The 12,451-nt window shown below is 71.7% G+C and carries 10 protein-coding genes and 1 pseudogene; 6 read left to right on the top strand and 5 right to left on the bottom strand.

Annotated features, from left to right (window positions below; all coding sequences use genetic code 11):
* The first annotated feature begins 285 nt into the window (after nucleotides 1-285).
* Together ABZY20_RS01120 and ABZY20_RS01115 are read left to right on the top strand one after the other, a co-directional pair.
* Nucleotides 286-735, top strand: coding sequence for a VOC family protein (locus ABZY20_RS01120; protein ID WP_356434763.1), 450 nt, complete (start codon nucleotides 286-288; stop codon nucleotides 733-735).
* Between the two features lie 72 nt (nucleotides 736-807).
* Nucleotides 808-1,404, top strand: a pseudogene (locus ABZY20_RS01115) (glyoxalase); the annotation flags it as partial.
* Nucleotides 1,405-2,289: 885 nt separating this feature from the next.
* On the opposite strand, the gene glnA reads toward ABZY20_RS01115, so the two are convergent.
* A complete protein-coding gene (gene glnA / locus ABZY20_RS01110) occupies nucleotides 2,290-3,651 on the bottom strand; it encodes a type I glutamate--ammonia ligase (RefSeq protein WP_356434760.1) in 1,362 nt (453 codons plus the stop codon).
* A 293-nt stretch (nucleotides 3,652-3,944) separates the two neighbouring features.
* Between glnA and ABZY20_RS01105 the strand changes: the two genes are divergently transcribed.
* Nucleotides 3,945-5,135, top strand: coding sequence for a globin domain-containing protein (locus ABZY20_RS01105; protein ID WP_356434757.1), 1,191 nt, complete (start codon nucleotides 3,945-3,947; stop codon nucleotides 5,133-5,135).
* Between the two features lie 258 nt (nucleotides 5,136-5,393).
* On the opposite strand, the gene ABZY20_RS01100 is transcribed toward ABZY20_RS01105, so the two are convergent.
* On the bottom strand, nucleotides 5,394-5,828 hold the full coding sequence (locus ABZY20_RS01100) for an Rrf2 family transcriptional regulator (RefSeq protein ID WP_356434754.1): 435 nt from the start codon (nucleotides 5,826-5,828) through the stop codon (nucleotides 5,394-5,396).
* Between the two features lie 194 nt (nucleotides 5,829-6,022).
* Between ABZY20_RS01100 and ABZY20_RS01095 the strand changes: the two genes are divergently transcribed.
* From ABZY20_RS01095 to ABZY20_RS01085, 3 genes are read left to right on the top strand one after another with little or no spacing between them, the layout of a single operon-like run.
* Complete coding sequence (locus ABZY20_RS01095; protein WP_356434752.1) at nucleotides 6,023-6,691, top strand: DUF3105 domain-containing protein; 669 nt, start codon at nucleotides 6,023-6,025, stop codon at nucleotides 6,689-6,691.
* The gene (locus ABZY20_RS01090; protein ID WP_356434750.1) at nucleotides 6,688-7,314 is read left to right on the top strand and encodes a DUF305 domain-containing protein; all 627 of its coding nucleotides are present in this window, start codon (nucleotides 6,688-6,690) and stop codon (nucleotides 7,312-7,314) included. Before ABZY20_RS01095 ends, ABZY20_RS01090 begins: the two co-directional genes overlap by 4 nt.
* Before the next feature lie 45 nt (nucleotides 7,315-7,359).
* The gene (locus ABZY20_RS01085; protein WP_356434747.1) at nucleotides 7,360-9,114 is read left to right on the top strand and encodes an NAD+ synthase; all 1,755 of its coding nucleotides are present in this window, start codon (nucleotides 7,360-7,362) and stop codon (nucleotides 9,112-9,114) included.
* Between the two features lie 82 nt (nucleotides 9,115-9,196).
* Here ABZY20_RS01085 and ABZY20_RS01080 read toward each other — a convergent pair whose 3' ends face one another.
* The 3 genes from ABZY20_RS01080 to ABZY20_RS01070 form a co-directional block, all read right to left on the bottom strand.
* Nucleotides 9,197-10,414 carry an MFS transporter gene (locus tag ABZY20_RS01080; RefSeq protein ID WP_356434744.1) on the bottom strand — a complete coding sequence of 406 codons (1,218 nt, stop codon included), beginning with the start codon at nucleotides 10,412-10,414 and terminating at the stop codon, nucleotides 9,197-9,199.
* 149 nt (nucleotides 10,415-10,563) lie between these two features.
* Entirely contained in the window at nucleotides 10,564-11,616 is a 1,053-nt protein-coding gene (locus ABZY20_RS01075) for an endonuclease/exonuclease/phosphatase family protein (RefSeq protein ID WP_356434741.1), read from the bottom strand.
* Nucleotides 11,617-11,794: 178 nt separating this feature from the next.
* Nucleotides 11,795-12,445, bottom strand: coding sequence for a TetR/AcrR family transcriptional regulator (locus ABZY20_RS01070; protein ID WP_356434738.1), 651 nt, complete (start codon nucleotides 12,443-12,445; stop codon nucleotides 11,795-11,797).
* Nucleotides 12,446-12,451: the final 6 nt, after the last annotated feature.

Raw genomic sequence — 12,451 nt, 5'->3', positions numbered from 1 at the left:
GCGGGCGCCGCGAGTTCGCCAGGCGGACGCCGGGCGGGCCGCTGGGCCGCCGGGAGGTCCGTGCGGTGGCGCCGGGCACCGTTTTCGGCTTCGGTGTGGGAGAGCCGTCGGTCCGGACGGGGCGGCGGCCCGCCTGACGCGATGCCCGCCGAACGAGCCTGACCATGCCCGACGAACTCGCCCGACGATGCCCGACGAAATCGGCTGACGCGGTGCCCGCCGAACTCCACTGATGCGATGCCCGCCGAACTCGGCTGATGCGATGCCCGACGAAGGAGTCACGCCATGGACGTCACCCTGGAAGTCATCCCGCTGCCCGTCACCGACGTCGACCGGGCCCGGGACTTCTACCGGGACAAGGTCGGCTTCCACGTGGACATCGACCAGGAGGTCATGCCCGGGATGCGGATCGTCCAGCTGACCCCGCCGGGCTCGGGCTGCTCCATCGCCCTGGGCGGCTCGATCTGGGAGATGACCCCGGGCCCCACCCCGGCCCCCGGTTCGTACCAGGGCCTGCAGCTGTGCGTCGCCGACATCGAGGCGGCCCGCGCGGAGTTCGTCGCCCGCGGCCTCGACGTCTCGGAACCGGTCCGGTACGCCCCGGACGACGGCGCCACGTTCATGCACTTCCAGGACCCGGACGGCAACGGCTGGGCCGTGCAGGAGTACCGCCGCAGGGCGACGGAACCGCTGCACGCGCTGCTGGCGGGCCTGAGACGGCAGCGGCAGGACTGAGCTCCCACCCCGTGGCCCTACCGGTCAGGAATCGAGAAGCCGGTCCCCGCGGCCGCGACTAGCGTCGTCGCCATGACTTCCATCGCGTGCGTCACCCTCGAGGCGACCGACCCCGCCGCCGCCGAACGCTTCTACTCCACCGCCTTCGGCCTGGGCGGACAGCTGCGCCTGCGGGCCTCGGAGGCACCGACCACCGGGTTCCGCGGGTTCACGCTGTCGCTCGTGACCGCCCAGCCCGCCGACGTCGACGCGCTGGTCGACGCGGCGGTCCGGGCCGGCGCCACGACCCTGAAGCCCGCCGCCAGGTCGCTGTGGGGCTACGGGGGCGTCGTCCAGGCCCCGGACGGGACGATCTGGCAGATCGCCTCGTCGTCGAAGAAGGACACCGGCCCGGCGACCCGCCGGTTCGACGAGATCGTGCTGCTGCTCGGCGTCGAGGACGTGAAGGCCAGCAAGCGGTTCTACGTCGAGCACGGCCTCACCGTGGGCAAGAGCTTCGGCGGCAAGTACGTCGAGTTCGCCACCGGCTCCGCTCCGGTCAAGCTGGCCCTGTACAAGCGCCGCGGCCTGGCGAAGGTCGTCGGCGTCTCCCCCGACGGCACCGGCTCCCACCGCCTCGTCATCGGCGCCGACACGGAACCCTTCACGGACCCGGACGGCTTCGCCTGGACGACGGCTTCCACGACGGCGTCGGTGCAGGGGGCGGGGAGAGGGACGGGCTTCCACCACCTGCCCCGTCACTCCGTCTGCACGGAGGCGATCGGCAGCTGCTCCCTGTACAGCCAGGTGAAGGTGCGGTCGGGTTCGAGGTGGGCGTCGCCCCAGTGGATGGCGTGGATGCCGTTCTCGACGTCGGCCGTGAAGAACACGCAGACCAGCCTGGTGGAAGCCCCGAGTTCCTCGAACGCTTCGCGCAGCCCCAGGTACTCCTCCGTCGCCAGGTCCTCGTCGACGTCGAACAGGGCCTCCGGGGGCTGCGGCCCGTGCGCCCGGAACAGCCGGTGCCGCGTGGGCGACGCGTTGGCAGGCAACCGGGCCCGGTCCAACGGCCTCGGCCTGTCCGCGTACCGGTACGGGAAGAGGGCGTGATCGTTGATCACGGCGTACTCGTATCCGCGCACGTCTCGCACGGCTTCCCCCAGCGCCCGCGCCGTCTCCGCCAGGTTCTCCCGCACCACCCCCGCGAGGGCGACCCCGTACGGACTCCGCTTCTTCAGCCCCGCAGCGAGATGCGCGGCATGCGCCTTCTCATGCGCGGCGGCCAGTTGCACCGGAACCGCAGCGGCCAGCGCGCCGGCATGCCGCCCGAACCGCTCGACGGCCCACCCGGACGCCCCGGCCCTCTCACCCACCACCGACATGCGATGCCCCCTCCCCCATGCCCCGCCTCTGACGTGTGTGACACGCACACGAAGGGCACACAAGGGGGCGATCCGGCCAGGGGGCGGTGCGGAGGACACTCTTGAGGAGGACGCTCTCAAGACGCCATGGGGCCGACGGTCAGTGACCGTCGGCCCCATGCGCCGCAGTAGCGGGACCTGCTGCGCACCGCCCTTACAGCGCGGGAAGGTTCTTCCGCAGCTCGAACGCCGTGACCTCCGAGCGGTACTCCTCCCACTCCTGCCGCTTGTTGCGCAGGAAGAAGTCGAAGACGTGCTCGCCGAGGGTCTCGGCTACCAGGTCGCTGCGCTCCATGAGGGTCAGGGCCTCACCCAGGTTCTGGGGGAGCGGCTCGATGCCCATCGCGCGGCGTTCCGCGTCGGAGAGGGCCCACACGTCGTCCTCCGCGCCCGGCGGGAGTTCGTAGCCCTCCTCGATGCCCTTCAGGCCGGCGGCGAGCAGGAGCGCGTAGGCCAGGTAGGGGTTCGCGCCGGAGTCGAGGGAGCGGACCTCGACGCGGGCCGAGCCCGTCTTGCCGGGCTTGTACATCGGGACGCGGACCAGCGCCGAGCGGTTGTTGTGGCCCCAGCAGATGTACGACGGGGCCTCGCCGCCCGCGCCCGCCGTGCGTTCCGCGCCGCCCCAGATGCGCTTGTAGGAGTTGACCCACTGGTTGGTGACCGCGGAGATCTCCGCGGCGTGCCGCAGCAGGCCCGCGATGAAGGAGCGGCCGACCTTGGAGAGCTGGTACTCCGAGCCGGACTCGTAGAACGCGTTGCGGTCGCCCTCGAAGAGGGAGAGGTGGGTGTGCATGCCGGAGCCGGGGTGCTCCGAGAACGGCTTCGGCATGAACGTCGCGTGCACGCCCTGCTCCAGCGCCACCTGCTTCATGACGAGGCGGAAGGTCATGACGTTGTCGGCCGTGGACAGCGCGTCGGCGTACCTCAGGTCGATCTCCTGCTGGCCCGGCGCGCCCTCGTGGTGGGAGAACTCCACCGAGATGCCCATCGACTCCAGCATGGTGATGGCCTGGCGGCGGAAGTCCATGCCGACGTTGGTCGGGGTGTGGTCGAAGTAGCCGGAGTTGTCGGCCGGGGTGGGGCGGGAGCCGTCCAGCGGGCGGTCCTTCAGCAGGAAGAACTCGATCTCCGGGTGCGTGTAGAAGGTGAAGCCGAGGTCGCTCGCGCGGGCCAGGGCGCGCTTGAGGACGTAGCGCGGGTCCGCGAAGGACGGGGAGCCGTCCGGCATGAGGATGTCGCAGAACATGCGGGCCGTGCCCGGGGCCTCCGCACGCCAGGGCAGGATCTGGAAGGTCGACGGGTCCGGCTTGGCGATCATGTCGGACTCGTAGACGCGGGCGAAGCCCTCGATCGCGGAGCCGTCGAAGCCGATGCCCTCGTCGAAGGCCTGTTCCAGCTCGGCCGGGGCCACGGCGACGGACTTGAGGAAGCCCAGCACGTCGGTGAACCACAGGCGTACGAACCGGATGTCGCGCTCCTCCAACGTCCGGAGCACGAACTCCTGCTGCTTGTCCATCTTCCGCTTCCCCATCCTTGCTGGTCAGGCCGCCTGTCTTCCGTACCACGGGAGGCGGTCGGGCACCTGAGCATCCCACCACACGACCATTTCGTACGCGTTGCGGACCATGATCGCCCGTCCGGCAGGGTTCGGACGACTCGCGTACGGCGGGTGGACTGCTCCTGCGCCCATAGTGCCTGCTCGCCGCGGCATCCGTAACGGCCGGTCCCCGGCGGCACCCCGGCCGCTTAATTTGCATCTCAGATGCAACTTTAATTACCGTACGCGCAGTCGAGCTTGAAGGAGCCCTGATGCTGTCCGAGCAGTCCGCCGTCACCGTCCGCGCCACACTCCCCGCCGTCGGCGCGGCCCTCGGCACGATCACCGAGCGCTTCTACGCCGGCCTCTTCGAGGCCCACCCCGAGCTGCTGCGCGACCTGTTCAACCGGGGCAACCAGGCCGCCGGCACCCAGCGGCAGGCGCTCGCCGGCTCCGTCGCCGCCTTCGCGACGCACCTGCTGGACCACCCGGAGCAGCGGCCGGACGCGATGCTGCAGCGCATCGCCCACAAGCACGCCTCCCTCGGCGTCACCCCCGAGCAGTACGCGATCGTCCACCAGCACCTGTTCGCGGCCATTGCCGAGGTGCTCGGCGACGCGGTCACGCCCGAGGTCGCCGCCGCCTGGGACGAGGTCTACTGGCTGATGGCGAACGCCCTGATCGCCGTGGAGAAGCGCCTCTACGAGGAGCGCGGCGGGCACGCCTGGCGGCACTGGGAGGTCGTCGAGCGCGTCACCGAGACCGCGGACGTGGCCACGTTCCGGCTGAGGCCCGTCGACGGCGGCCCGGTGCGCGACTTCCTGCCCGGCCAGTACGTCTCCGTCCGCGTCGCCCTGGCCGACGGCGCCCGGCAGATACGCCAGTACAGCCTCTCCGGCGCACCCGCCCCGGCCCTGAGGCAGATCAGCGTCAAGCGCGTGCACGGCGACGGCGAGCCGGACGGCGAGGTCTCGAACCACCTGCACGCGCGCGTGCGGGTCGGAGACGTCCTGGAACTGTCCGAACCGCACGGCGACCTGGTCCTGGACGCCGGCCCCGACACGCCCCTGCTGCTGGCCTCGGCGGGCATCGGCGTCACCCCCATGGTCGCGATGCTGGCCCACCTCGCGGACTCGGGGCACCGTGCCCCCGTCACCGTCGTCCACGGCGACCGCTCACCGGCCGACCACGCGCTGCGCACCGACCACGAGACCTACACGGCCAAGCTCCCGGACTCCGCCCTTCACCTCTGGTACGAGCAGGACGCCCCCGCCGGGACGCGCACCGGCCTGGTCGACCTCGCCCACGTCCCGGTCGCCTCCGGTACGCGCGCGTACCTGTGCGGGCCGCTGCCCTTCATGCGGTCGGTCCGGACCCAGCTGATCGCCCGGGGCGTGGCCCCCGCGGACATCCACTACGAGGTGTTCGGACCGGACCTGTGGCTGGCGGGTGAGGCGCGGTAGGCGGCCCGCCGAGGGTCCGACCGCCGTACGGCGCGCGGCCGGCCCGGGGATCCCTGCCCCGGGCCGGCCGCGTCGCACGCACGTGCCTCCGCGCACGCCTCTCGTCTCCCGTGCCTCCGCGCGTGCCTCTCGTCTCCCGCGCCTCCGCACGTGCCTCTCGTCGCACGTGCCTCCGCATGCGCCTCTCGTCGCACGTGCCTCCGTGCGCGCCTCTCGTCTCCCGCGCCTCCGGAACGAAGGCCCCCGAACAGGACCGGCCTACGGCCCCCGCGAGATCCCCAGCAGCAGCGCCCCCGTCGGCTCCGCGACGATGTCGGCGACCGTGATGGGGTCGAGGGAGGCGAAGAACGCCTCCTGGGCCTGCCGCAGGGCACCGCGCAGGCGGCAGGCGGACTTCAGGGGGCAGGGGGTGGGGCCCTCGCAGTCGACGACGTCGCCCTCGCCCTCGAAGGCGCGGACCACGCCGCCCACCGACGCCGTACGGCCCCGCTCGGTGAGGGTGAGACCGCCGCCGCGGCCGCGGCGGGCCTCCAGCAGCCCTCTGTGCTGGAGCTCGGCGACGACCTTCGCCAGATGCGTGTACGGCACGTCCATGTCCGCGGCGACGTCCCGCGTCGTCGGAGTCGACCCGCCCGCGACGGCGAGCCGCATCAGGACGCGCAGGGCCAGGTCGGTGGAGCGCAGCAGCCGCATACACGCAGCGTAGATAATGGGAATCTGCTGTTCAAATTATCCGGGGCGGTACCGGCGGCGGATTCGGTGAAGCTGTCGTGGAGCTGTCGGTGCCGTATCGATTCGGCCCCTTCCCGGGGACGCTCTACGAGGCGCCCCGTCTCCCGCATTACGATCAGGCCACCCGACCGTCACTTTCCCCCGAAGGACACCTCATGGGCTCCGCCAACCAGAGCAGCACCGGGCGCAAGGCGCGAATAGAGGAGATGCGGCGCGCCGAGCAGGCCCGTGAGCGCCGTAACCGGATTCTCGTCGTCGCGGCCAGTGTGGTGGTCGTGGGCGCTCTCGTCGCCGGTGGCGTGGCGCTCGTGCGGTCCCAGTCCGACGGTGGCGGCAGCGACACCGCGGCGAGTGACTCCTCGGGCAAGGGCGAGTTCGTCACCGGCAAGGACGGCGTGAAGACCTGGCAGGGCAAGCTGTCCCGCAACCACGTCACCAAGGCCGTGAAGTACGCGACCCTGCCGCCGGTCGGCGGTGACCACAACCAGGCCTGGATGAACTGCAACGGCGACGTGTACACCAAGGAGATCGACAACACCAACGCCGTGCACTCGCTGGAGCACGGCGCGGTGTGGGTGACGTACAACGCCGACGCGAAGAAGGCCGACGTCGACGCGCTCGCGGCGAAGGTGAAGAAGACGCCGTACACGCTGATGAGCCCCGTGGACGGCCAGAAGGACCCGATCATGCTCTCGGCGTGGGGGCACCAGCGCACGGTGACGGGCGCGAGCGACCCCGACGTGGACGCGTTCTTCGAGAAGTTCGTCCAGGGCCAGCAGACCCCCGAGCCCGGTGCCGCCTGCACGAACGGGCTCTCGCAGTGAGGTTCGCCGGCCTGATCGCGGGGGCCGCCGCGGCGGTGCTCGTCGCGGCCGGCGCGATCACCTACGCCGTCGCCGGGGACGACGGCGGCGGCACGACCCCGTCCGCCGGCTCGGCGGACGCCGGGTTCGCCCGGGACATGGCGGTGCACCACCAGCAGGCGGTGGAGATGTCGTACATCGTGCGCGACCGCACGAAGGACGAGGAGGTGCGGCGCCTCGCCTACGACATCGCGCAGACGCAGGCGAACCAGCGCGGCATGATGCTGGGCTGGCTCGACCTGTGGGGACTTCCGAAGGTGTCGTCCGAACCGCCGATGAGCTGGATGGGCATGGGCGGCATGGCCTCCGGTGAGGACGGCGCGCTGATGCCGGGCATGGCCACCGGCGCGGAGATGAAGAAGCTCGGCGAACTCGACGGCAAGCGGGCGGAGATCTACTACCTGCAGCTGATGACGGACCATCACAAAGGCGGTGTCCACATGGCCGAGGGCTGTGTGGCCACGTGCACGGTCGGGGTGGAGAAGCGGCTGGCGCAGGGCATGGTGGAGGCGCAGCAGTCGGAGATCGGCCTGATGGCGGACCTGCTCGAGGCGCGAGGAGCGGGGCCGCGCTCGCGGGGGTGACCCACACCACCCCATTGTGTCGCTCTGACGATTACACTGGTCGGCGTGCCTCAACTACGTCTCGCCCTGAACCAGATCGACGCCCGTGTCGGCGACCTCGCCGGCAACGCCGAGTCGATCGTCCGCTGGACCCGGCACTCCGCCGAACGGGGAGCGCATCTCGTGGCGTTCCCGGAGATGGCGCTGACCGGGTATCCCGTCGAGGACCTGGCCCTGCGGTCGTCCTTCGTGGAGGCCTCCCGGGCGGCGCTGCGCGCTCTCGCCGCCCGGCTGGCCGACGAGGGCTTCGGTGAGCTGCCGGTGGTCGTCGGCTATCTCGACCGCAGCGACAGCGCCCAGCCGAAGTACGGCCAGCCGGCCGGCGCGCCGCGGAACGCGGGGGCGGTGCTGTACGGCGGCGAGGTGATCCTGACCTACGCCAAGCACCACCTGCCGAACTACGGCGTCTTCGACGAGTTCCGCTACTTCGTGCCCGGCGACAGCATGCCGGTGCTGCGGGTGCACGGTGTGGACGTCGCGCTGGCCATCTGCGAGGACCTGTGGCAGGACGGCGGCCGGGTCCCGGCGGCCCGTTCGGCGCGGGCGGGTCTGCTGCTGTCGATCAACGCCTCCCCCTACGAGCGCGACAAGGACGACACGCGCCTGGAGCTGGTCCGCAAGCGGGCCCAGGAGGCCGGCTGCACGACGGCGTACCTCGCCATGATGGGCGGCCAGGACGAGCTGGTCTTCGACGGCGACTCGATCGTGGTCGACGGGGACGGGGAGGTCGTGGCGCGGGCGCCGCAGTTCTCCGAGTGCTGCCTGGTGCTGGACCTCGACCTGCCGGCGGCCGTGCCGGACGCCCCGGCGGGCGTGGTGGACGACGGTCTGCGCATCGACCGGGTGGTGCTGTCCGAGGAGCCGCTCGCGCCGTACGAGCCGGAGCACACGGGCGGCTACGCCGAGCGCCTCGACGACGACGAGGAGGTGTACTCGGCGCTGGTGGTGGGTCTGCGGGCGTACGTCGCGAAGAACGGCTTCGAGTCGGTCCTGGTCGGTCTGTCGGGCGGCATCGACTCCTCGCTGGTCGCGGCGATCGCGTGCGACGCGGTGGGCGCGCAGAACGTGTACGGCGTGTCGATGCCGTCGAAGTACTCCTCGGACCACTCCAAGGACGACGCGGCGGAGATGGCCCGCCGCACGGGGCTGAACTACCGGACGGTCCCCATCGAGCCGATGTTCGACGCGTACATGGGCTCGCTGGGCCTGACGGGTCTGGCGGAGGAGAACCTCCAGTCCAGGCTGCGCGGGACGCTGCTGATGGCGATCTCCAACCAGGAAGGCCACATCGTCCTGGCTCCCGGCAACAAGTCGGAGCTGGCGGTGGGCTACTCGACGCTGTACGGCGACTCGGTGGGTGCGTACGGCCCCATCAAGGACGTGTACAAGACGTCGGTGTTCCGTCTCGCGGAGTGGCGCAACCGCGCCGCCCGGGAGCGCGGCCAGACCCCGCCGATCCCGGAGAACTCGATCACCAAGCCCCCGAGCGCCGAGCTCCGCCCGGGCCAGGTCGACACGGACTCACTGCCCGACTACCCGGTGCTGGACGCGATCCTGGAGCTGTACGTCGACCGCGACCGCGGCGCGGACGAGATCGTGGCGGCCGGTTACGACCCGGCGCTGGTGGCGAAGACCCTGCGCATGGTCGACACGGCCGAGTACAAGCGGCGGCAGTACCCGCCGGGCACGAAGATCTCGGCGAAGGGCTTCGGCAAGGACCGCCGCCTGCCGATCACCAACGGCTGGCGCGAGTCGCTCTGACGGCTCCGAGTCCGTGGCGTGATGCGTCTGCCCCCGTCGTGCGACGGGGGCAGACGCGTCACGTGGGGTGAGCGGGGCGGTGTCAGTGGCGCACGGCCTCCGCCTCCTGCGGGACGTGGCCGGCCACGACCCGCTCGCGCCCGGCGACGGGGGCCCGGCGCCGGTCGACCGCCTGGGCGAGGGACGCCACGCCCAGGCCGAGGACGGCCAGGGCCGCGCCGGCGAGGGCCGGGGAGGTGGCGCCGAAGCCGGCGGCCAGGGCGAGGCCGCCGATCCAGGCGCCGCCGGCGTTGGCCAGGTTGAAGGCGGCCTGGTTGGCCGAGGAGGCCAGGGACGGGGCCGAGGAGGCCTTCTCCATGACCATCAGCTGGAGCGGGGAGCCGGTGGTGAAGGCCGCCATGCCGAGCAGGGTGACGCCCAGGGCGGCGGTCGGCTGGGTGCGCATCAGCAGCGGGAACAGGGCCAGGACCGCCACCAGGGAGATCAGGCCGCCGTACAGCGTGCCCCGCAGGGAGTGGTCGGCCAGGCGGCCGCCCAGCAGGTTGCCGGCGGTCGCGCCGACGCCGAACAGGGCCAGCAGCAGCGTGACGCTGGCACCGGCGTATCCGGCGGCGTCCGTGAGCATCGGCGTGATGTAGCTGTAGGCCGCGAAGAGGGCGCCGAAGCCCGCGACGGTCGTGCCGAGCGACAGCCAGACCGGGACGGAGCGCAGGGCGGCGAGTTCGCCGCGCAGGCCCTGGGCGGTGGCGTGCTCGTGGTCGTGCGGGATGAGGAGGGCGAGCGCGGCGATGGCCGCCAGGCCGATGGCGCTGACGCCGAGGAAGGTGGCCCGCCAGCCGAAGTGCTGGCCCATGAGGGTCGCGGCCGGCACGCCCGCGACGTTCGCCACCGTCAGGCCGAGGAACATCAGGGAGACCGAGCGCGCCTTGCGTTCGGGGGCGACCATGTTCGTGGCGACGACGGCGCCCACGCCGAAGAAGGCGCCGTGCGGCAGTCCGCTGAGGAAGCGGGCGGCCAGCAGCCAGCCGTTGTCGGGCGCGAGGGCCGACAGGGCGTTGCCCGCGACGAAGAGTCCCATCAGGCCGATCAGGACCGTGCGGCGGGACATCCTGGCGGTGACCGCGGCCAGCAGCGGGGCGCCGACGACGACGCCCAGCGCGTACGCGGACACCAGGTGGCCGGCGCTGGGGATCGAGATGCCCAGGTCGTCCGCGACATCGGGCAGCAGGCCCATCATCACGAACTCGGTGGTACCGATGCCGAAGGCGCCCACGGCGAGGGCGAGCAGGGCCAGGGGCATGAGGGAGCCTTTCGAGACGTGCTTGGCGATCCGTACGTCGCATGGTCAAGTCGTATGTTCAAGTACGGAACAAAGTCTCGCAGGCATGGCATTCCACGAGGTGACGCCCTGGTGGCGGTTTTCTGACGGCGCTGCCCTGACCTGGGGTTTCAGGATCCGCTTGTGGTGACCTTCACACGGGCGGCGACGGGCAGGTGGTCGCTGCCGGTCTGCGGGAGGGTCCAGGAGCTCTCCGGGGTCAGGCCCCGGACCATGATCTGGTCGATGCGCGCCATCGGGAACGACGCCGGCCAGCTGAACCCGAAGCCGTTGCCGGCCGCGCCCTGCGTGGAGCGCATCTGGGAGGTGACGGCGTTGAGCGCGCGGTCGTTCATGGTGCCGTTCAGGTCGCCGAGCAGGACGACGTTGTCCAGCGGTTCGTGGGCGATGGCCTCGCCCAGGTAGTCGGCGCTGCGGTCGCGCTGGCGGGCCGTGAAGCCGGCCTCCATCTTCACGCGCACGGACGGCAGATGGGCGACGTAGACGGCGACCTTCCCCGACGGGGCGGTCACGGTGGCCCGCATCGCGCGCGTCCAGCCCATGTCGAGGTCGACGTCCCGCACGTCGCTGAGCGGGTGCTTGCTCCACACCCCGACCGTGCCCTGCACCGAGTGGTACTTGTACGTCGGGGCGAGCGCCTTCTCGTACGTCGGCACCGCCTCCTGCGTCAGCTCCTCCAGGGCCAGCACGTCCGCGCCGGAGGCGGCCACGTCCCGGGCGGTGCCGGAGGGGTCGGGGTTGTCGGCGTTGACGTTGTGCGTGACCACGGTGAGGTCGCCGCCGGTGGCGGTCTTGTCGCTGAGCTGGCCGCCGAAGAGGTTCAGCCAGACCACGGCCGGCGCCAGCAGCGCGATCAGCGCGGTCGCCGACCGGCGCACCACGGCGAGCACGAGCAGCACGGGGACGAACAGCCCGAGCCAGGGCAGGAACGTCTCGACGAGGCTGCCCAGGTTGCCGATGGCGTTGGGGATCTGCGCGTGCAGCAGCATCACCACGGCGAGCAGCAGCGCGCAGGCGGCGAGGATCAGGCCGCGCCGCCAGATGCGTGGGTCGCCCCGCCAGCCGCCGGCCAGCCGGTCCCGCAGGCGCCGAAGCCGGGTCCCGCGGTGCTCGGGCCCCGAGCCGCCGTCGTCCGTCTCCGTCATGTACGCCTGCTGCGCCATACCGTCGCCTCACTACCTGCCGTGCACACCATCGCCCCCGTGTCCTTACGACCCTAGGGGATGATCCGTTCCGTTCCCGCCGTTGCCCGACGGCCGTACGGGGGCGAGGACGTTCGACTCCGCGCGGGGAGTTCCGGTCCGGCCCGGGGAAAGCGCGGTCTGTGACGAAACGCGCACACTAGGGGCCGTGGCCACCGGAACTGACGGGGGGTGAGCTGCGCGGACGCAGCCCCTCGAGCAGGGTGTCGACGACCTGTTCGGCCAGGCCCTGCGGCAGGTCGGCGTCCGGATGCAGGACCGAGCGCACCAGCATCGGGCCGACGAACAGGTCGTTCAGCAGCTCGATGTCGACGTCCGTGCGCAGTTCGCCGTTCTCCTGGCCCCGGCGCAGGATCTCCAGGCCCCGGCGGCGGCGCGGTGCGATCACGGTGGCGTGGTAGGCCGCCCACAGCGCCGGGCTGCTCTTCATCTGGGCCTGCACGCTGTGCAGGATCGCCGAGGAGCGGTTGACCAGGCCGCGCAGCCGCATCTGCTCCAGCATCACCACGAGGTCGTCGCGCACGGAGGTGCCGGGAAGCTCCGGCTCCGGCGGTTCGGCGGCGCGCACGACGTCGACGAACAGCTCCTCCTTGCCGCTCCAGCGGCGGTAGATGGTGGCCTTGCCGACTCCGGCGGTGCGGGCGATGCGCTCGACGGACAGCTCCGCCAGCGGCACGCCGTCCTCCAGCAGTTTCATCACGCCCTCGATGATGGCGCGCTCGACGGCCTCGCTTCTCGGGCGGCCCCTCGGGGGGCCGTCGTGGCGGGGTTGCCGTTCGGCGAGGCTCACGTCGCT

Source organism: Streptomyces sp. NPDC006624 (genome assembly GCF_040611555.1).
GTDB lineage: Bacteria > Actinomycetota > Actinomycetes > Streptomycetales > Streptomycetaceae > Streptomyces.
Note: the sequence above shows the minus strand (reverse complement) of the source record. Positions and strands in the feature narration are given on the sequence as shown.